This is a genomic window from Christensenella sp. KGMB01412 (assembly GCF_055522415.1).
This window is the reverse complement of record NZ_JBVFVW010000001.1, coordinates 234866-255095: the sequence shown is the minus strand read 5'-3', so window position 1 is coordinate 255095 and position 20230 is coordinate 234866. Positions and strand designations below refer to the sequence as shown.

The 20230-nt window shown below is 46.1% G+C and carries 17 protein-coding genes and 3 tRNA genes; 7 read left to right on the top strand and 13 right to left on the bottom strand.

Translation table 11 applies throughout. The features are described 5' to 3' along the window. Window positions 1-4: 4 nt before the first annotated feature. Entirely contained in the window at window positions 5-1009 is a 1005-nt protein-coding gene (aroF, locus tag ACS5WU_RS01235) for a 3-deoxy-7-phosphoheptulonate synthase (protein WP_465088889.1), read from the bottom strand. Between the two features lie 555 nt (window positions 1010-1564). Here aroF (ACS5WU_RS01235) and aroF (ACS5WU_RS01230) point away from each other — a divergent pair. From aroF (ACS5WU_RS01230) to ACS5WU_RS01210, 5 genes are all read left to right on the top strand, one after another. After that, on the top strand, window positions 1565-2578 hold the full coding sequence (gene aroF / locus ACS5WU_RS01230; RefSeq protein WP_046443008.1) for a 3-deoxy-7-phosphoheptulonate synthase: 1014 nt from the start codon (window positions 1565-1567) through the stop codon (window positions 2576-2578). A 224-nt stretch (window positions 2579-2802) separates the two neighbouring features. Then, window positions 2803-4086: a C40 family peptidase gene (locus ACS5WU_RS01225; RefSeq protein ID WP_059109668.1), complete on the top strand. Its 1284-nt coding sequence runs from the start codon at window positions 2803-2805 to the stop codon at window positions 4084-4086. Between the two features lie 118 nt (window positions 4087-4204). Then, window positions 4205-4280 (top strand) — tRNA-Ala (locus ACS5WU_RS01220). A gap of 82 nt (window positions 4281-4362) precedes the next feature. Further along, a complete protein-coding gene (locus ACS5WU_RS01215) occupies window positions 4363-5514 on the top strand; it encodes an aldo/keto reductase (RefSeq protein ID WP_046443010.1) in 1152 nt (383 codons plus the stop codon). A 20-nt stretch (window positions 5515-5534) separates the two neighbouring features. Further along, window positions 5535-5903 carry a DUF4180 domain-containing protein gene (locus ACS5WU_RS01210; RefSeq protein ID WP_465088888.1) on the top strand — a complete coding sequence of 123 codons (369 nt, stop codon included), beginning with the start codon at window positions 5535-5537 and terminating at the stop codon, window positions 5901-5903. On the opposite strand, the gene ACS5WU_RS01205 is transcribed toward ACS5WU_RS01210, so the two are convergent. The 9 genes from ACS5WU_RS01205 to ACS5WU_RS01165 form a co-directional block, all read right to left on the bottom strand. After that, on the bottom strand, window positions 5891-6253 hold the full coding sequence (locus ACS5WU_RS01205) for an ACT domain-containing protein (RefSeq protein ID WP_046443012.1): 363 nt from the start codon (window positions 6251-6253) through the stop codon (window positions 5891-5893). The genes ACS5WU_RS01210 and ACS5WU_RS01205 overlap by 13 nt on opposite strands. Then, window positions 6254-7624, bottom strand: coding sequence for an ASKHA domain-containing protein (locus tag ACS5WU_RS01200; protein ID WP_465088887.1), 1371 nt, complete (start codon window positions 7622-7624; stop codon window positions 6254-6256). It abuts the gene before it with no gap. Between the two features lie 79 nt (window positions 7625-7703). Continuing rightward, complete coding sequence (locus ACS5WU_RS01195) at window positions 7704-8336, bottom strand: cobalamin B12-binding domain-containing protein (protein WP_046443013.1); 633 nt, start codon at window positions 8334-8336, stop codon at window positions 7704-7706. Window positions 8337-8639: 303 nt separating this feature from the next. Then, complete coding sequence (locus tag ACS5WU_RS01190; protein WP_465088886.1) at window positions 8640-10850, bottom strand: heavy metal translocating P-type ATPase; 2211 nt, start codon at window positions 10848-10850, stop codon at window positions 8640-8642. Window positions 10851-10856: 6 nt separating this feature from the next. Then, window positions 10857-11747 (bottom strand): cation diffusion facilitator family transporter, encoded by an 891-nt coding sequence (locus ACS5WU_RS01185; RefSeq protein WP_046443014.1) that lies wholly within the window; start codon window positions 11745-11747, stop codon window positions 10857-10859. 190 nt (window positions 11748-11937) lie between these two features. After that, window positions 11938-12780, bottom strand: a complete 843-nt coding sequence (locus ACS5WU_RS01180) for a DUF1002 domain-containing protein (RefSeq protein WP_052740377.1) — start codon at window positions 12778-12780, stop codon at window positions 11938-11940. A gap of 124 nt (window positions 12781-12904) precedes the next feature. Continuing rightward, window positions 12905-13774, bottom strand: coding sequence for a radical SAM protein (locus tag ACS5WU_RS01175; RefSeq protein ID WP_302760630.1), 870 nt, complete (start codon window positions 13772-13774; stop codon window positions 12905-12907). Between the two features lie 100 nt (window positions 13775-13874). Further along, window positions 13875-15287, bottom strand: a complete 1413-nt coding sequence (locus ACS5WU_RS01170; RefSeq protein WP_302760628.1) for an MATE family efflux transporter — start codon at window positions 15285-15287, stop codon at window positions 13875-13877. A 283-nt stretch (window positions 15288-15570) separates the two neighbouring features. After that, on the bottom strand, window positions 15571-16098 hold the full coding sequence (locus tag ACS5WU_RS01165) for a CarD family transcriptional regulator (protein ID WP_046443017.1): 528 nt from the start codon (window positions 16096-16098) through the stop codon (window positions 15571-15573). Window positions 16099-16324: 226 nt separating this feature from the next. Between ACS5WU_RS01165 and ACS5WU_RS01160 the strand changes: the two genes are divergently transcribed. Then, entirely contained in the window at window positions 16325-16600 is a 276-nt protein-coding gene (locus tag ACS5WU_RS01160; RefSeq protein WP_046443018.1) for a metal-sensing transcriptional repressor, read from the top strand. Between the two features lie 113 nt (window positions 16601-16713). After that, a complete protein-coding gene (locus tag ACS5WU_RS01155; protein WP_302760625.1) occupies window positions 16714-18600 on the top strand; it encodes a heavy metal translocating P-type ATPase in 1887 nt (628 codons plus the stop codon). A 268-nt stretch (window positions 18601-18868) separates the two neighbouring features. Here ACS5WU_RS01155 and ACS5WU_RS01150 read toward each other — a convergent pair. The 3 genes from ACS5WU_RS01150 to ACS5WU_RS01140 form a co-directional block, all read right to left on the bottom strand. Continuing rightward, window positions 18869-18945: transfer RNA gene (locus ACS5WU_RS01150), tRNA-Pro, on the bottom strand. A gap of 3 nt (window positions 18946-18948) precedes the next feature. Beyond that, window positions 18949-19024 (bottom strand) — tRNA-Thr (locus ACS5WU_RS01145). A gap of 81 nt (window positions 19025-19105) precedes the next feature. Next, complete coding sequence (locus tag ACS5WU_RS01140) at window positions 19106-20221, bottom strand: THUMP domain-containing class I SAM-dependent RNA methyltransferase (RefSeq protein ID WP_302760623.1); 1116 nt, start codon at window positions 20219-20221, stop codon at window positions 19106-19108. Between the last annotated feature and the right edge of the window lie 9 nt (window positions 20222-20230).

Sequence of the window (20230 nt, the reverse complement as noted above, 5' to 3'; positions counted from 1 at the left end):
TCCATCAGGACATTACGCCCTTGAGCGCGCTTAGCTTGTGCATTACCGAATCAAACTCCGTTGGAGTTAAAGACTGTGCGCCGTCGCACAGGGCGTGCTTGGGATCGTTATGCACCTCGATAATCACGCCGTCCGCTCCCGCCGCCACTGCCGCAAGCGCAAGCGGCTCAACCATGTATGAAAGTCCCGCGGTATGGCTGGGATCGACCACCACCGGAAGATGCGACAATTTTTTGATCGCCGGGATCGCACTCACGTCAAGCGTATTGCGCGTATAGGTTTCAAAGGTCCGTATTCCGCGCTCGCACAAAATTACATTTTCGTTTCCACCGGACATAATGTATTCCGCACTCATAAGCAGTTCTTCAATCGTACTGGAAAGCCCGCGTTTTAGCAGAATCGGCTTTTTTGTCTGTCCGACTTCCTTAAGCAAATCAAAATTCTGCATATTACGAGCGCCGATTTGAATGATGTCCGCTTTTTCCGAAAACAACTCCACATACTTCGGAGACATAATTTCCGTTACGATCGGCATATCCATTTTGCTCTTCACCGATACGAGGATATCGAGTCCTTCCTCGCCCAGCCCCTGAAATGCGTAGGGCGATGTGCGGGGCTTGAATGCGCCGCCGCGCAGGATTTGAGCTCCGGATTCTTTGATTTTCCCTGCGATTTCCGTCAGCTGTCCGTCTGACTCTACCGAACACGGGCCTGCCATAACCGTCAGTGTGCCCCCGCCGATTTTCACACCCTTTACATCCACAACGCTATCCTCCGGATGGAACTTACGGTTTGCCTTCTTATACGGCTCCTGCACGGAAACCACCTTATCCACTCCATTCATCAGTCCAACCTGTTCTTTGTCCACCATATAAGTATCGCCAAGAACGCCGAGCACCGTACAGTCAACGCCCTGATTATTCTGAACCTGCATTCCCTTTTTTACCAAAGCATCCGTCACCCGGGCAATCTCATCCTCTGAAGCATGGTTTTTCATTACTACAATCATAATCTTACCTCTTTCTTATAAACTCTAAAAGTTATTAACCGCACATATCAGGCAGTTTTGGTTGCGTGAAATAAAAAAGCTGCAAGCACTTGTCGGTGCTTGCAGCATATTTTACAAATAAAACTCAGTTTATACGCGCACACTCGACAAAATCAACAAGCAAACAAGCCCCAACGATAAAAACCGTTAAAGCCGAATGTGCTAAAAAATCGTGTCGATACATACGTCATAACCAAAGTTCTCCTATTGCGTTTATTATATTCGATACCCGGAAATATAGCAAGAATTTTTTCTTAAAAAAAATTTCATAATTTTATTACAATAATATTACAAAAAAGACTTTACAAGTGTATTTTCTTATGTTAATCTATAAGCAGAGTTAAAGATTTTTTTCAATATAATGTTCCTCCAGTACCATAATTTTCGAGAAGAATCGCGGGTTCGCCCGCGGTTCTTTTTTACGTAAAATGTTTGTAAGATTTGATTCATAATATTGTCTTTGCGTTATTTTATTACTTATTATATAATGAAAACCGTATAGCGAGGTAAAAAATTATGATTATTATTGTGAAACAAAATACCCCAAAAGAAAAAGTAAGCGAGCTGATCGGTTCCCTGCAGGCGCAAAATTTCAAAACACATCTGAGCGAGGGTGAAAGCACGACGATCATCGGCCTTGTGGGCGATACTTCTGTCGTAGACATAGACAGTTTAAAGGCCAGAGACATCGTCGAGGACGTACGCCGGGTTTCCGAACCATATAAAAAAGCGAACCGCAAATTCCATACCGACGATACGATTATTAACGTCGGTGGAAATAAAATCGGCGGAGGTCATTTTGCTGTTATGGCAGGTCCCTGCTCTGTAGAGAGCAAAGAACAAATCCTTGAAGTCAGCAAGGATATCCTTGCAAGCGGCGCAAATTTTTTACGTGGCGGCGCATTTAAACCCCGCACATCACCCTATGCGTTTCAGGGACTTGAAGAAAACGGGATCGAGCTGCTTCTGGAATGTAAAAAGAAATATGGAATTCCGATTGTAACTGAAATTATGGGGATTTCCGATATTCCCCTGTTTGAGGATGTGGATGTCATACAGGTTGGCGCGCGCAACATGCAGAATTTCAGGCTTTTAAAGGAACTTGGCCATTTGAAGCAGCCAATCCTTTTAAAACGCGGCCTTGCCAATACAATCGAAGAATTTTTGATGAGTGCAGAATATATCATGGCGGGCGGAAATGAGAATATTATACTTTGCGAACGCGGAATCCGAACCTTTGAGACGTTTACAAGAAATACATTTGACGTAAGCGCCATCCCTGTCTTAAAGCGGCTTACCCACCTGCCTGTGATTGCCGATCCCAGTCATGCAGCAGGCCTTGACTGGCTGGTCGAGCCTCTTGCAAAGGCTGCCGTAGCCGCCGGAGCTGACGGACTCATGATTGAAGTACATAACGATCCTTCACACGCCCTGTCTGATGGCAAGCAATCGCTGACGCCTGATGGCTTTGACTCTGTGATGCAAAAGCTGAAAACATATATTGAGCTGGAAGGAAAAGAAATCAGCTGAGTTAATTGAATCCGGTTATCCCTTTTTGGATAACTGGATTTTTAGCGTTTTATTTCGGATTCACTATTAATCGAAAGGAATTTTCAGTATTTGCGAGGTTTTTCTCCGTAAATCCAATTTTTAATGTTATTTCACCATTTAAGTGTTTAATTAGAAATTGTTAAATTGTTAAGAAATTGTTACAATTATTACACTTGAATAAATTGCAAAGATTTGGAGAAATTATGATTAAGAAGATTGTTGCAAGTGTTACAGTTTGTTTGGTTATTATGGCCTTCATGCCATTTTCGGCGTTAGCGGTATCGCGTTATGAGGTATTGCAGATCGGCGACCGTGACCAGGAAAAGGAAAGCTGGGTGGAAGACCTGCAGCAGAAATTATATGACGCCGGCTACCTAAAAGTGAAGCCCACCGGTTATTTTGGGACGGATACGCAAAATGCCGTGGTTCAGTTCCAGACGGAAAACGGCGGACTTGTTGTGGACGGCAAAGCAGGCCCCATGACAAGAAAGGCAGTACTTGGCGATTCGTATGCTGATATTGACAGCAGCCGCCAGGTTGCCTCTTCCGGTGCTTCCACGCCTGCCGATGGTTCCGCGGCTCAGCCTTCAACCTCTGTTTCCGGCGATGCCCTGAATCCTGGTGATAAGGGCGACAGCGTTTCCAGCCTGCAGCAGCGCCTGAAGGATCTCGAATATTATGAATATTCCAGTATCACAGGATATTACGGCCCCGTTACGACGGAAGCTGTTAATAAATTCCAGCGGACAAACAATTTGAATGTTACAGGCATTATGGACGCTGCCAGCCTGCAGCTTTTGAATTCTGACAAAGCAAAGTACTATACGATGTACCCCGGCGACAGCGGAGACGACATCAAAGCAATGCAAGACCGTTTGAATCAGCTTGGATATTTTGATACGACCTCTACCGGTTATTTTGGAAGCATTACTGCAAGCGCTGTAAAAAGTTTCCAGGATGCCAACGGGCTTTCCGTAGATGGCGTTGTTGGCAAAAACACGCGTGGCGTGCTCTATTCCGACGACGCGAAAAAAGGTTCCTCCCCTTCATCGGGCGACAGCAGCAGTTCCTCTTCTTCGTCGAGTAGTTCTTCATCCGGAAATTCCAATGTTGACAGGATGATTGAAGTTGGCAACACACAGCTTGGGAAACCTTATTCCTACGGTTCCAGCGGACCAAACTCATATGACTGTTCCGGGTTTGTATATTACTGCCTCAAAAATACGGGCGTTGCGACGAGTCGTTTGAGCTCTGCCGGTTATTCCAAAGTTTCCAGTTGGGAAACAATCAAGGACGTTAATTCCCTGCAGCCGGGCGATCTGGTTTACTTTAAATCAGACACCAGTTCTTCTGTCAGCCACATCGGGATTTACCTTGGCGGCGGCAGTATGCTCCACTGTGCTCCTTCAACAAACGGCGTGGGTACAAGCAGTATGTCATCCGGTTATTACGCGAGAAACTTCCTTGGAGCAAAGCGCGTTTTCTAAATCCAGTATCTTTCAAAAACCGCTGTATAAAACACAGCGGTTTTTTTCATATTTATCTTGTATTTTATTTATAACTTTGATAGAATATATATCGCACGGAACAAACGACATCTGTTGCGGGGATATGGCTCAGTTGGTAGAGCGTCGCGTTCGCAATGCGAAGGTCAGGGGTTCGAATCCCCTTATCTCCACCACAAAAGGACTGCATTTTCAGGGCTGAAAATGCAGTGTTTTTTTATAGCCAAACGAATATGTGAAAAGAATGAGGTGAAAATCATGATTTATCGGCCTATCGGAAAAACAGGAATGTCTGCCAGTATTATTGGCCTTGGAGCAGAGCATCTGGATGGCAAGCCCTTCCCTGTTGTCCAGAGCACAATTCACGCCGCAATCGACCATGGTATTAATATTATGGATGTGTTTATGCCCGGTGAAGAGGTTCGCCGCAACATTGGTAAAGCGTTGAAGGGACGGCGCGACAAAGTCCTTTTGCAGGGCCATATCGGCTCTGTTGACCTGAGGGAGCAATATGATATCAGCCGTGATCTTCCCACGTGCAAAAAGTATTTTGAAGACCTGTTGCGCTATCTTGATACCGATTATATCGATTTTGGAATGCTCTTCTTTATCGATAGTAAAAATGACCTTGAACGGGTTGTTTCAAACGGTATCCTGGAGTATGCTCAGGATTTAAAACAAAAAGGCGTAATCCGCGCGATTGGTGCAAGCTCTCATAACCCGGTGACGGCAAGCGAACTGATCAAAATGGGCGTAGTCGACCTGTTGATGTTCAGTATTAACGCAGCATTTGATATGGCGCCTGCGACCAGCAACGTGCTTGACGCGCTGGATGGCGATTCCTTTGCATCGCAGGTTTACACCGGAATCGATCCGACACGTGCGTCGCTGTACCGGCTTTGCGAGCAAAACGATGTAAGTATCACAGTTATGAAGTCCCTTGGCGCAGGCAAACTGCTTTCGGCAGAGCACACGCCTTTTGAAAAGCCTATGACGGTTGGCCAGTGCCTTCATTATGCTTTAACGCGTCCTGCGGTTGTCAGTGCGCTTGTAGGCTGTCAGTCGCCCGGGCAGGTCGCAGATGCTTTACACTACCTTGAGCTTACGGAAGAAGAAAAAGATTACACGCCAATCATCAGTCATTACAAGAACAATATGCGCGGTGCATGTGTTTATTGCAGTCACTGCCTTCCCTGTCCTTCTGAAATTGAGATTGCGTCCGTAAACAAATACCTCGATATCGCGCTGCTGGATACACAGAATATACCGCCAAGCATTCGCCAGCACTATGATTCGCTTTCCTCCCATGGTTCTGACTGTATTGCCTGCGGCAGCTGTGAAAGCCGTTGCCCCTTCTCTGTCCCAATCATTGAGAATATGGCCAGGGCAAACGAGTTGTTCGGTAAATAACAATTTACAAAGGAAATCGTATGGATACACAAAAATTAACAACAGCCGACGGACAGGAAGTCATTCGTATTTCTGAAGACGGCCTGCAGATTGTGAATGCGCAATCCGCGCTTGACCTGATTATGACCGTCCAATATGAAACTGGCTGCAGCAAGCTGATCTTGCCTAAAAAGATATTTACTGAAGCATTCTTTTCATTGAAAACCGGCCTTGCCGGCGAGATACTGCAAAAATTTGTCAACTATCAGTTCAGAGTCGCAATCATTGGGGACTTTTCCGGATACCACAGCAAAAGTCTCGCTGATTTTATCTATGAAAGCAACAAAGGCAGGCAGGTTTCATTCCTGCCTGACGAAGAATCTGCTCTCCTGTGGTTTCAGGCGAACTGATAACCGCTTTCTTGTAAAGCTATGATTGCTTTTTCGAGTTGTGCCCTACGCACCAACACATAATCAGTATTGTATGTAGAAATACAGAAAATACTGATTTTTTGTTGTGCCAGAACGCCGCTGATATCAGCCAGAATACCAATCAGTGAAAAATCCAACTGCCCCTCGATCCGAAGCATCGAAAAGCCAGTTTCAAGCTCCAACGCTCCTTGCGGGACAGCGTATTCAGCACACACCAACGATATCTCTGCATCCGTAATGGTCAGCGAATAAAACCCTTCCCCCACCGATTCCGGTACCTTTTTAAGTTTACAGACGGCATAAACGCCATCAATTACTTTTATTTTCATTTAAAAATACATACAATCTACATACTTTTCCATAAAGTATGGATTACTTCCCAGCTCTACATGTTTTCCAACCGCACGCAACTGCTCCATCTCTTTCCTGCATTTAGCATCGAATAACGCCATAATCGCGCCTGCGCCCGCAGCGTTTCCAACTGTGATAATCTCTTTGAACTCACTGGAAAGAAGCCCGATCTCCTGTGCGCTTTGCTGATCCATGTAGTTTCCAAAGCCGCCTGCAAGATATACGCGCGAAATATTTGAAATCTCCATATCAGCTTCCCTGACAAGAGAAAGCACACCTGCGGCGATTGCCGCCTTCGCTGTTTGCAGTTCGCGGATATCCTTTTGGCTGATAAAAATATCATCCGTTATGGTGATCACAAATTCACCGTCCCGCTCCTCGACAAACCGGCTGCCTGTTTCATCCGCGATCCTTCCCGTTTCATCGATCACTCCTGCTCTTCTCATAAGCGCGACCGCATCAAGCAACCCTGAGCCGCATAGTCCCAAAGGCTTCCCCCCGCCGATTATGCTCATACTGAGTTTTCCCTGCAGGGCCGACACGGCATTAATCGCTCCCTTTACGCCCGCCATACCGCAGCTGATATGCGCACCTTCAAATGCCGGCCCAGCTGCAGTAGAGGTGCTCAGGATAAAATCCCTGTTTCCAATCGCCACTTCCCCGTTGGTACCGATATCCATCAGCAGGCATATCTCGCCGCTCTGCGCAAATCCCGTTGCAAGAAGTGCAGACGTAATATCTCCGCCTACAAAAGCGGACATACACGGCGTTAAATAGCATTCAGCCTCTTCCAAAACAAGTCCCAGCGTTTTTCCGGGCATTACCTTGCCAAATGTAGAAAGCGGCTTAAACGGAAGCACGCCCATCGATACCGGCGAGAGATTCGCAAGCAGGTGAAGCATCGTCGTATTTCCGGTAATGACACATTCCCCAACTTCTGCCGGCGCAAGACCTGCTTCTTTCAGCGCGTCCGTAACAAGCTCATTGAGTTCTTTTACGATGGCTGTATTCATTTTTTTAAGCCCATCGGGCTGATCCCTGCAAAACTGGATACGCGAGATCACATCAACGCCCAGCGAAGCCTGTGCGTTGATCCTGCTTTTTATATTCAGGCATTTTGCAGACGCAAGGTCGTACAGGTACACAACTACCGTTGTGGTGCCAATATCCACAGCAACTCCAAAACCGCTTTTCCCGGGTTTTAGTCCGGGCATTACACCGCGCGTCAGTATGTTCATTTCCGCCCGCAGATCAGATGCCTCAACATTTTGCTGCGAAAATTTGATGCAGTGCTCGTGCGGGCATTTTCCAAACAGGCATTCGCCCCTGCAAACCTTTTCACTTGACATAATTATTCTCCTGAAATATTCTCTTCTTATTCTAACAAAAAAGACTGCCGGAAGCGACAGCCTTTTCTATTTTATTACTTTACTGGCAAATCTGCAATGCAACGTCGCTTGCGCTGGAAGCATCGGCAGTGTAATAATCTGCGCCAATCTTGTTTTTGAAATCTTCCGTTACGGGAGCTCCGCCCACCATAACCTTTACTTTGCCCTTAAGACCTTTTGCATTCACCTCGTCGACTACTTCCTTCATGACAGCCATTGTGGTCGTCAAAAGTGCCGAACAAGCAATTACCTGCGCGTTTTCATCGATTGCCGTCTGCACAAACTTCTCTGCGGAAACATCCACGCCAAGATCGATCACCTCGAGGCCTTTGCTCTCAAGCATAATCCTGACAAGGTTTTTGCCGATGTCGTGCAGGTCTCCTTTTACCGTACCAAGGACTACCTTGCCCTTTGACTCCATGTTTTCAGAAGCAAGCGCGCTTGCCAATCCGTCAATTCCGGCCTGCATTGCGCGCGCCGCAATTAAAACCTCCGGCACGTATACCTGATTGTTTTTAAATTTTTCGCCAATGATGGACATTCCAACCAAAAGGCCGTCTTGCAGTAAATCCTTTGGATTGGTTCCTTTTTCGAGCTCCGCGGCAATGATGTCCTTTACATTGTTCGCACGTCCCTGCTGTACCAGGGTGCTCAGTTCTTCATAAACGCTCATTTTTAAATCCTCCCCAAGATATAAATGATATGTAATTTTACATATATATAGTTTACTTTATATTTGCATATAATTCATTATATTATTTTCTCTTTTTTTGAATTTCTATTTACAAAACCCATATTCATGAACTATTCATAATTCATTCATACGCATTTCATATTTCTGTTATATGATGGTATCAAGCAAACAAGAGTACCACAACTTTTCATAAATCTTCTTTCTCAAAAAGGCCCCCGGGCCTTTTGTATAAACCGCCGGTTACGGCGTTGAACATATATGATACTTCCGAAAAAATCCACCTTAATAGGTGGATTTTTTTTTCGCGCGATATCCTGAAAGCCGCAGTGAATTCAGGACGACGCAAACGGATGAAAAAGCCATTGCCAGTCCTGCGAACATCGGAGTCAGCGTCGGGCCCCCAAAAGCGTACCAAACCCCTGCCGCAATCGGTATGCCAATCACGTTGTAAATAAACGCCCAAAACAGATTTTGCTTGATGGTGCGCATGATCCTTTTTGAGAGCAGGATACTCTGCGCGATGCTCTGAGTGTCGTCACGCATCAGGATGATTCCAGATGAATCCGCAGCAACATCCGTACCGCCGAATACGGAAATGCCGACATCCGCAGTCGCAAGCGCCGGCGCATCGTTGATTCCGTCTCCGACAAATGCAACCGTAGCCCCGTTTTTCTTAAAGTTCAACACCTCGTTCGCTTTGCCCTCAGGCATTACTCCAGCAATAAAGCGCTCGATACCGGCCTGCTGTGCTATCAGCTTTGCAGCCTCCTCATTATCTCCTGTGATCATCACAGAGTTGATCCCCGCTTCTTTTAATGTCCTGACTGTTTGCTCCGCATCTTTTTTGATTTCGTCAGCAAGCGCAATAACTCCCCTCAAAACCTTGTTGAACGCGACATAGACACGCGTCGTACCGGGCGTACGGCTTTCCTCCGTCGCGATTCCTTCAAGCTCCATAAACTCTTTGGTACCTATTGTAATTTCGCCTTTGCGCGTTGAAGCAATTACGCCCCTGCCCGCAACATTTTTCACGGAATCTGGCCGTCTGGGTTCAATATCCATATATTTGGCATAATCGAGGATTGCCTTTGCGATGGGGTGCGTTGCCCCGTACTCGGCAATCGCGGCAAGCTCCGTCACCTCGTCTTCCGTCTCCTCTTGCTCCGCCACAACGCTCAGCACGTGCAGCTTTCCCTTTGTGATCGTTCCAGTCTTATCAAACAGCACAGTGGTTACCCTGCCTGCCGTTTCTACAACATCGCCGCCACGGTATAAAATTCCAAGCTGCGCGCCGCGCCCCGTTCCAACCATAACCGCAATCGGCGTTGCAAGACCAAGCGCGCACGGACACGCCACCACCAATACCGATACGAAAATATTAACGACAAAATTTGCATCCTTGCCAACGATTGCCCATATCACTGCGGCAATCACCGCAATCAGCGTAACTGTGGGAACAAACACGGCCGATATCTTATCCGCAAGCCGGGAAATTTTCGCCTTCTTTTGCTGTGCCTGTACGACAAGTTTAACCACTTGCGATATCGCTGTATTTTTTCCAACTCCCGTTGCTCTGATATGCAATACGCCGTCCGTGACAAGTGTTCCACCGGAGACCTTTATTCCAGTTTCCTTAAAAACCGGAAGGCTCTCGCCTGTCAACGTTGATTCGTCTACGCTGGCCTGCCCGCTTTCCACAATTCCATCCACAGGAATCCTTTGCCCTGCTCCTGTAAGAACAATATCGCCTTCCTTAACATCGGCCGCCCTGATTCTTTCTTCCTTGCCCCCACGCAGTACAACCGCATCCTGGGGCACCAGGCTTGCCAGGCTGGAAATCGCGCTCTTGGCTCTGTTTTTACTGTTTTCCTCAAGGTATTTTCCCAAAAGCACAAGCGCAACCACCACCGCAGCGCTTTCAAAATACAGGCTATGAACCGCGTGCATATCCGTGGGGATAAAGCAGGTCATCACAATGCTGTAAATAAGCGCACTGCCCGTTCCAAGCATTACAAGAGTATCCATGGTCGGATGCTTTTTTAAAAGCGCTTTCATTCCATTCGTAAAAAAGCTTCTGCCCGCATAGATTACCGGAATGGTAATAATCAGCTGGATCAGAGCATAGTTAAGCGGATTTGTATCCGGTGAGATAAACGCGGGCAGAGGCCAGTTCCAATGCGCTCCCATGCCAATATACATTACAATAACGCCGCATATCAGGGCAAGAAGAAGCTCCCTTTTTTTGAACCGGTGTTCATCCTGCGTGATCATTTGGCCGTCTTTTGCTATGGTCGCGCCAAACCCTATTTTTTCGACTGCTTCAACCAGCGTTTGCTCTGATACTTTATCTTCCGCAACAACAACGGCGCTGTTCGCCGCCAGATTTACACCGGCATAGACCACGCCGTCAACCTTTGAAAGCGCGCCCTCCACGGATGCGGAGCACGCAGCGCAGTTCATCCCCTTGATGTTTAACAAAATTTCCTTTTGCATATTACTCTACGCCTTTCTTTCCGCTTCATGCGGTAAATCCGGATTGATGTGTACAATTACATCGTCGACATCCGTATGGAATCTGAGCAGTTCCAGCTCGATCTTTTTTGCGATTTCATGGCTTTTGATCACAGTCATATCCCGGTCAACAGAGACCTTAACAATCAGGATTGATTTTGCTCCTACGGGTTTTGTATTTACGCTGTCCACATGGGCAATTCCGCCGATCCCCATAATTTCTTTTTTATATTCTTCAATCGTCGCGCTGCCCGCGGTTTGGTCCATCAGTACGCGCGCCGAATCCATAACGATACTGATTCCACTGTATACGATCCATGCAGAAATAGCGATGCCGATCACACCATCCATAAAATGCCAGCCAATCACGCTCAAAAAGATCGCCGCAAGCGTTCCGGACGTGACAAATACGTCGTTCCTGTGATCCTGTGCATTTGCTTTGATCAGGATACTGTTATATTGCCTGCTCTTTCTGATACAATAAGCGTACAGGCAGGCTTTTGCAAAAATAGTTACAACAGCGACTCCGACAAGCCACCATGAAAAGTCCAGAATTTCGTTTTTTGCAAGCGATTCTACTGAGCCGGACGCCGTATAAACAGCCATAACGACCATCGAAAAACCAATGATAAGCGAGGCGATATATTCTGCCTTTCCGTGCCCCCACGCATGATCCGCATCCTTTGGCTTCGCAGCATAAAGACTTCCAAACAGCGTAACGGTAGACGCGAATACGTCTCCCATGCTGTTGAAACCATCGGCTATCATTGCCTGACTGGACGAAACGTAGCCTGCCCAAAGCTTGATCAGCAATAATATAATATTGACTCCGATTCCAAGGAGCGCAACCTTTTTTCCAGATGAAAACCGATCTTCCAATTCCGTAATACCCCTTATTTAATATAAACGTTGTGGAAAGTCCATAACAACTATATGCCGTTTTGTTCTATTATACAGGAACATCGCCGCTTTTGCATTGGTATATTTACGTTTATCCATTGCATTTAAACGCAATATCGAAAAACAAAAAAGGCTGTTTCCGTGGAAACAGCCTTTTGCTTATTTTTCCTTAATTGTTGCCACCGAACAGGTTTACAAAGAAATCTCCTATGCTTTTAAAGAAATCTCCAACGCTGGTAAAAAAGCCCTCTACACCCTGTTTTGCCTGGAACAGGTTCAGGAACGTATCCGGATCAAGGTTCAGTTCGTTGAATTTCTTAACCAACTGCAAAATCTGCTGTATCTGGTCGTCGGTTAATGTGACTTCATATTTCGCGGCGGTATCCTTAATGAGCTGGATAATCTCATCGTCGCTCATATTTTTGGTTTCCGCAAGCTTGCCTTTCAGGTCGTTGATAATGTCAGATGACACATCGCCAAGGGCGTCCTGAAGTTCGCCCGTTACAATCAGCTCTTCCACAGCCGTATCTTTTGCAGCCTCGCTGAGCGTCGTTCCGGTCATATCCTCATATGCTTTATAGATACCCGCAAGCGCGCCTGTACCGGAGACCGGTTTATAGGCCGCAATCTTCACCTTTGCGTCCGTAATACCTGCCGTGGCAAGCGCCGACTTATACATCTTTTCCGTTACCCAGTTGATATTGTTGATCTCAAGATCAAGACCACCGCCGTCATTGGGCTCAATATAGACGCAGGAAAGCGCCACATTGCCTATTTTTTCATCCGGTACAAGACCTTCGAGATATTTCCGTTCTTCCTGGTTGGTCACCTGCATCTCTGTTACGTCTCCCCGGTTGATGCCAAAGAAGCCGTACACAGCACCGATCTGTTCGTCGTTGTTATCTGCCCCGATCACCACGCGCGCCTCTTGTGAAGCCGCCATTGCAGGTGAAACCACAAATGCAAGAACCATTACCAATGTCAAAACAACTAAGGTTATTTTTTTAAACATGATAAATACCTTCCTATCAGTTAGTATACCTGATTATAGCATGGGCTTTTTTAAAATTCAAACGAATACACAGGCTTTGCGGTATTGTTAATAGTTTATTAAGAAATACGATTGAGCCTCAAAATCACAGCGCGCGCAGGTATTCCTTCTTATAAGCAACATTTCCTTCCAATGCTGCTTTCAGCTTTTGTATCATTTCTTCCCTGTCTGCATTGAGCGTTCCGCGCAGCGAAATGTAATTAGAGGCGTGATTGCTCCTGAATACGCTTCCGTCGCTGTCCATATTTTCCAGCATCACGAGCGTCTCGATCGCAACCTCCTCCGGTCCGGGCAGCGTAAAGTTTCCTTCCTGATACTCCTTCCAAAGCGGCGTACCTTCCTCCATCATCAATGTAAGAAGACCGATATAGTCCGGTTTCATTGCGCTGAATGCTTTTCCTGTTGCAACAGCATGCTCGCGCCACAATGTTTTTCCTCCAATCCCGCTGATCGCCGTCACGGAAAGCGGAATCCCCGCTTCCTTCACACGCAGTCCCGCACGTATAATTTCATCTGCGGTCTCTCCCTTATTGATCTTTTTCAGGATTTTATCGCTGCCTGATTCCAGCCCAAGATAAACGATTCCAAGGCCAAGCCCGTGAAGCTCCTTTAGCTCCTTTGCAGATTTCAATAAAATACTGCGCGGCGAACCATAAACAGCAACGCGCTCGCACATTTTAAAGTTTGAGCGGATATACGTCAATATCTTTTTCAGTTCCTCTGTCTTTATGATCAGCGCATCCCCATCCGCAAGAAAAATTCGTTTTACAGAAGGGTATGCTGCAGCCATCTCTCCCAGATCATCAAGAATCTCTTGGGTTTTCCTGATGCGAAACTGTTTCGCTTTATACATACTGCAAAATGTACATTTGTTATGTGAACAACCTACTGTAGCCTGGACAATAAGGCTGTGCGCCTCGCTTGGCGGCCTGTAGATATCGCCTTCGTACTGCATTGCTATCCTCCCCTGGTTTCCTTTGCTGTTTGATACCTATTATACGATATTTTTATGTGTCTGTCATTACGGGCAGCATAGACGACCGGCGTGATTACATTTATGTTTGCTCGTAGCAAGCCGGCTCTTCAAATTCCCTGACTTTCTTTTTTCCACCTGTTGATTTATACTCATGGGCGACCAAAATGATTGTCAGGATAAAGGAAAGCATATCTGCCAGAGGCGCAGCCCAAAGCATTCCTGTAATTCCGAATAGGCTGCTCAAAATTAAAATCCCCGGTACGAAAAAAACAACATCCCGTGAAAGTGAAAGGATTGTTGCCTTCGCAGGCTTTCCAATCGACTGCAGAAAAATGCTGCTGGCCTTCTGAATGCAGCAAAACAGAATTCCTCCCAGGAAAATGCGAAAACACAGATCCGCAAATTCATTGTAAAGGTCGCTCTCGTTCCCAAACAGTCGAATAATGGCCTGTGGGCAAAGTTCAAATAGCAGCATTGAAACCACTCCAACGACAATATTGGCGATAATCACCAGCCGATAGGTTGAAAATACCCGTTTGAAATTTTTTGCGCCGTAATTGTATCCGATTATGGGCTGCCCCCCAACTGCAATACCCACTGAAAACGCGATCACTATTCCAAATACTTTCATTACAATCCCAACTACAGAAAGAGGAATATCCGCCCCATATTTTGATTGCGGGCCATAAATTCCGATCATATTATTTGCGACGCTGATAATGATCACAATCGCGAGCTGCGTGATAAAGCTTGAAACTCCAAGCTGACATATTTTTTTGGCAAGCTCAGGTTTTACCCTGAAGCTGTCTTTATGGAGGCGCAGGACTTTGGGTTTTCGAAAATACAAGACGGTCACGATACAGGATACGACCTGACCGATTACCGTAGCAATCGCGGCTCCTTTTACGCCCCAACCCAGAACAAAAATCGCAATCGGATCCAAAACAAGGTTAATAACTGCGCCTATTACAACTGCAATCATTGAATAACTAGGCGAACCGTCTGCCCGGATGGCGGCGTTCATTCCTGACGAAAAGATGTAAAACGGAATCCCGATTAATATAATGCTCATATAATCCCAGGCATAATCGTAGCTTGCCTGCGTTACACCGAATAGCTTCAATACAGGATCAATGAATAGTATCCCAACAACCATAAGAACAATTCCAATCACAGAAATGACTATGATCCCATTTCCGACACACCTGTTTGCCGTTTGCTTATCCCCTTTTCCCATAGACAGGCTATACAAAGCCGCAGTCCCGTCCCCAATGAGCAATGCAAGTGCGAGCGCTACCACCGTAAACGGATATACCACGTTCGTTGCCGCATTTCCCAGGTATCCAATGCTTTGCCCAATAAAAATTTGATCCACAATGTTATACAAAGCGCTTACGAGCATTGAAAGCACGCATGGTACAGAGAATTTAAGCAGCAGCCTTCCAATCGGCCTTGTTGCAAGATAAGCGTTTGTATTCTTTTCTGTTTCCATCATTTTCCCCTTTCAGATCAAAATAAATAGCGTATAATCCCCAAGCGGCCAGGCCGCCGATAGACTACACGCTATATAGCTGGACTTACATCTATATTAGATTTACGCCAGACCAGTCAGTTGATCATTGAAATTTCGACCGGTCTTTTTCTTTCCTTATCAGTATAGCTGAAAAATTCTTTCTATGTAAGAATTTTTTTGCGATCAATTTTTCCGTTCCTGCCCTGTAAAGCACAAATCCCGCCTTTTATGCACTCAGGCCGGTCTAACCTCCATCCGCCGTTCATGCCTGCCCGGCAGAACTGTTTTTCCTGATTTCATTGCTGATGAATTCAGGCACGTCTTCCTTTTGAATGCCAAGCGCTATTGCAAGTTCTCCATGCAAAACGTCCTCTGCCTCGCGCATCATATTCCGATCTGTTTCCCCTATCTTTTTGTTACTGAGCGCCGCCCGTTCGCGTTTTGAATACACCATCTGAATCAGGCGAATCAGGTCTTCGCATTCATGGGTTTTCAGCAGCGACTTATAGTAATCCGGAAGCGCTTTGCTATCCATCTCTGCTTCTGCGTCCAGCGCTTCCTCAAGGAAGGGAATCTGCCTGATCAAACGCAGCGCCTCTTCGCGCGTAATGACTGATCTCATAAAAACCTGCGTATCCACAGGCGTATAAATAGTCCCGACCGCAAAAACAGGCTCCAAAATATAATATTGGCGCGAATCACCTTCTCCAAGAAAATCCGGCCTGCCGACATCCTTTACCATGCAAACGCCGCTTTTTCCATAAATCACATAATCGCCAACCTGATACATATTAAGCCTCCCGCATCATACTGCTACGGCATTCCAGCCGCACTACATTCACATTTTGCCTTATATTCCTTCATTCTTATTGTAACATATTAAAATTTTAAAATGTAAGATTAAAAAAATATTCCGGCAGGCTTATCTGATACCGAATTTTTATTCCATATATTGACAGATCCTGATAAGATCATTACAATTACAGATACCCCTTATGGTATATGGAGGTTTCTAAATGAAACAGTGTATGGATGCGGAAAATTTACACCGCAGATTGAAAAAAATTATTGGACAGGTGCAGGCGATAGACAGAATGGTAGATGAAGACATTCCCTGCGAGGACGTCCTCGCCCAAATCAACGCCGCAAAATCCGCTCTTCACAAGGTCGGTCAGGTAGTGCTTGAAGGACACATCAACCACTGCGTTCGCGACGGCATCGAGCATGGCGATGCGGATAAGACCATCGAAAGCTTTACAAAAGCCGTCGAACGCTTTGCCAATATGACATAACCTATTTTTTGAAAGCAGCCGAAAGGCTGTTTTTTTTATACGTCCCTTGACAACCAATACCCCCATAGGTATATAATTACATATACCCCTATAGGTATTATAAGGAGGCGACAATGAAAAAATTTGCAGCAAGGTTAGAGCAGTTTCTTGAACTGGGCGGAACAAAAAAGAAAATTATATTTCTCGTTATCTCTGGTATTGCACTTTTAATCAGTATCTTTGACCTGATTCCCCTGCCGTTCAATGCAGCATGGATAGCAATCGTGTTATGTGGCGTTCCTATCATTTTAGAGGCGGTAATCGGTCTGATTACTTCATTTGATATTAAGGCCGATGTGCTTGTCTCCCTGGCCCTGATTGCCTCGATCTGCATAGGCGAATCTTTTGCTGCCGGAGAAGTTGCTTTTATTATGCAGTTAGGCGCTTTGCTCGAGGATCTCACAGTTGCAAAAGCAAGGGCTGGAATCGAAAAGCTTGTCCACCTCACCCCGCAGACTGCCAGAATCATAGAAGGAGACAAGGAAAAAATAATTCCAGCTGAAATGGTGAAGGTAAATGATATTCTTCGTGTACTTCCCGGCGAAAGCATCCCTGTTGACGGCGTCATCCTCTCCGGGCAGACCTCAATAAACCAAGCCGTTATGACAGGCGAATCCCTTCCTGTGGATAAGGCAGCAGGAGATATGGTTTCCAGTGGAACCGTGAACCAGTTTGGTTCCTTTGATATGAAGGCCACCAAAGTTGGCGAGGACAGCTCTATTCAAAGAATGATCCGCCTGGTACAGTCTGCGGATGCGGGCAAGGCAAAAATCGTTGGCATTGCAGACAGATGGGCCACCTGGATCGTCATAATCGCCTTATCGGCGGCGGCATTGACCTGGATCATTTCAGGTGAAATAATCCGTGCAGTCACGATTCTGGTTGTTTTCTGCCCTTGTGCTCTGGTATTGGCTACACCAACCGCAATTATGGCGGCAATCGGCAATTCAACCAAACATGGTTTTCTTGTACGCGAGGGCGACGCGCTGGAGCGCCTGTCCACAGTATCAAAAATTGCGTTTGACAAGACCGGGACATTGACCTATGGAAAACTTGAGGTGACCGAAATCAGAAGTATTCTATCCGAGTATCCTGAAGACTCGCTTTATTCCCTGACTGCAGGGGCAGAACAATTTTCCGAGCATCCTCTGGGAAAAGCGATCACGCATTCCTACCAGCAAAAAACAAACGCCAGCCTTCCAAACGCCGAACAGTTCCAAATGGCTCCCGGCCGCGGCGTTTGGGCCAGAGTCGAAGGAAAAGAAATACTTGCCGGGAATAATCAGATGCTTGCAGAAAACGACATCACGATTTTTGATTCAATTCTCGATGAGACAGAGTGTTACCTTAACAACGGGTGCACGATCATCTACATCGCCATCAATAAAAAACTTGCGGGCTATATCGTATTATCGGATACGATACGTTCTGAAAGCGCGGAAATGATTGACAAAATCAAGATGCTGGGAATAGATCCGGTTCTTTTGACTGGCGATCATAAAAATGCTGCCAATGCAATCGCCAGCCAACTCCACATAAGCGACGTTCATGCAAACTGCCTTCCCAAAGACAAATTAAAGTGGATCGACCATTATCAGAATGAAGGCCAGCCTGTTTGTATGGTCGGCGACGGAATCAACGACGCTCCCGCCCTGAAAAAAGCGAACGTGGGTATTGCGATGGGCGGAATAGGAAGCGACATTGCGGTTGATGCCGCGGATATTGCCCTGGTGGACGACGAAGTAAAGGAACTTCCCCACCTCCTGGCACTTTCCAAGCGGATGATGACAACAATAAAATGTAATCTTTCTTTCTCAATGATACTAAATTTTATTGCAACTATTCTGGCTGTAATAGGCATTCTCAATCCAGTGGTAGGCGCATTGGTGCATAATGCCGGCTCTGTAATTGTCATTATAAATTCAGCATTTTTGTTGAAATGGAGGAAAAAAACATTCTAAGGTTTGTCTTCGTTTCTATGAATTAACCCGGCGCGTTCTGGATGAACTTGATGACACCTACCACGATGCCCCACGGGCATCATGAGACAACCATAGTTCTTCCCGGCAGGTGGGTTATGATAGCATAAAGAAAGGATATGGCTCCGCCGCTGTATTTTTTATTGATTTGGACAGAAATCTGTCTGCAGGAGTATTTGCGCTGAACTGCAATCGATAGATATATCGAAAGGAATAAAAAAGACGGCATATGTAAATATGCCGTCTTTCTTGGTCGGGGTGACAGGATTTGAACCTGCGACCTCTTCGTCCCGAACGAAGCGCGCTACCAAGCTGCGCTACACCCCGATTTGGAGCCAATGAGCGGACTCGAACCGCTGACCTGCGCATTACGAATGCGCTGCTCTACCAACTGAGCCACATTGGCATCTCAAATCATGCTGACTTATAATATTTTATCAGATTTCCTGTAAAAATCAACCACTTTTTTTAAATTGAAGACAATAAATTACTTTTTCCTGAAATACTGGTAATAAGTGCACTTAATACTGCCATTGTACAGTTTGCGGCGCTTATCTGCTTTTGCCCCATATTTTGCTTCAAAACGATCGTCTGCCGTGATCACGAATACGAGCGTATCATTTAAGGGTAAAAATGCTTTTCCCATTTCGTGGTATAGGTCCGCTACTTCCTTTTCTTCCCCCATGCGCATTGCATACGGAGGATTGGTTATGACAGACGCAGGACGTTCAGGCTGTGAAAAATTCCGCACGTCTTTCTGTGCAAAACGGATATAATGCGCGAGATCCATATTATGCGCGTGCTCCCTAGCAAGATCAAGCGTCTTACGGTTAATGTCGCTTGCATAAATCTGCATTTCCGGCTCTCTGATGAGCGTTTTTGCGTATTCCTTCATTTCAGAGAACACTTTGCGGAAGTTATTGTCATAGCCCTGCGCGTCAAAACGCCTTTTAATGCCGGGAGCCATATTGCTTGCCATCATTGCAGCTTCAATCGCGATTGTTCCGCTGCCGCAAAGCGGATCATAAAACTCCCTCGTACGCCACCGCGATATCATGATGAGCGCTGCCGCAAGCGTTTCCTTGAGTGGAGCTTGTGCGTTTTTCAGGCGGTAGCCCCGCCTGTTAAGGCCCGCACCGCTCGTATTAAGCGCAATGGTGGCAATATCCTTAAAAATATTCACATAAATATTGAACATACTGCCATTTTCTTCAAATCGTTCCTGCGAATACACCCGCTGCATCGCGCGAACTACAGCCTTCTTTGTAATCGCCTGTACGTCTGAAACGCTTCCCAGTGCTGATTTTACAGCATTTCCATCAACAGGAAAGCGGGCGTCCGACGGCATTATATCCCCAAACGGAATCGCCGCAACGCCCTCAAAAAGCTCGTCAAAGGTCACTGCCTTAAATTCTTTGAGCACAATATATACCCGGTCTGCCGTGCGCAGAAAAATATTGGCTTTTGCCACGCCCGTCTCATCTGCATCAAAGTAAACGCGTGCATCCTGCGCCATAACGTTTTCAAAGCCCATGTCCTTCAGTTCGTTCGCGAGGATTCCTTCTATTCCAAACGCACATGATGCGTAACACCTGTAATTCAATACGAATTT

Bases quoted from the DNA above. Each gene is read 5' to 3' on its own strand.
- aroF (WP_465088889.1), bottom strand. From the start codon at position 1,009: ATGATTGTAGTAATGAAAAACCATGCTTCAGAGGATGAGATTGCCCGG.
- aroF (WP_046443008.1), top strand. From the start codon at position 1,565: ATGATTATTATTGTGAAACAAAATACCCCAAAAGAAAAAGTAAGCGAG.
- ACS5WU_RS01225 (WP_059109668.1), top strand. From the start codon at position 2,803: ATGATTAAGAAGATTGTTGCAAGTGTTACAGTTTGTTTGGTTATTATG.
- ACS5WU_RS01215 (WP_046443010.1), top strand. From the start codon at position 4,363: ATGATTTATCGGCCTATCGGAAAAACAGGAATGTCTGCCAGTATTATT.
- ACS5WU_RS01210 (WP_465088888.1), top strand. From the start codon at position 5,535: ATGGATACACAAAAATTAACAACAGCCGACGGACAGGAAGTCATTCGT.
- ACS5WU_RS01205 (WP_046443012.1), bottom strand. From the start codon at position 6,253: ATGAAAATAAAAGTAATTGATGGCGTTTATGCCGTCTGTAAACTTAAA.
- ACS5WU_RS01200 (WP_465088887.1), bottom strand. From the start codon at position 7,624: ATGTCAAGTGAAAAGGTTTGCAGGGGCGAATGCCTGTTTGGAAAATGC.
- ACS5WU_RS01195 (WP_046443013.1), bottom strand. From the start codon at position 8,336: ATGAGCGTTTATGAAGAACTGAGCACCCTGGTACAGCAGGGACGTGCG.
- ACS5WU_RS01190 (WP_465088886.1), bottom strand. From the start codon at position 10,850: ATGCAAAAGGAAATTTTGTTAAACATCAAGGGGATGAACTGCGCTGCG.
- ACS5WU_RS01180 (WP_052740377.1), bottom strand. From the start codon at position 12,780: ATGTTTAAAAAAATAACCTTAGTTGTTTTGACATTGGTAATGGTTCTT.
- ACS5WU_RS01175 (WP_302760630.1), bottom strand. From the start codon at position 13,774: ATGCAGTACGAAGGCGATATCTACAGGCCGCCAAGCGAGGCGCACAGC.
- ACS5WU_RS01170 (WP_302760628.1), bottom strand. From the start codon at position 15,287: ATGGAAACAGAAAAGAATACAAACGCTTATCTTGCAACAAGGCCGATT.
- ACS5WU_RS01165 (WP_046443017.1), bottom strand. From the start codon at position 16,098: ATGTATCAGGTTGGCGATTATGTGATTTATGGAAAAAGCGGCGTTTGC.
- ACS5WU_RS01160 (WP_046443018.1), top strand. From the start codon at position 16,325: ATGAAACAGTGTATGGATGCGGAAAATTTACACCGCAGATTGAAAAAA.
- ACS5WU_RS01155 (WP_302760625.1), top strand. From the start codon at position 16,714: ATGAAAAAATTTGCAGCAAGGTTAGAGCAGTTTCTTGAACTGGGCGGA.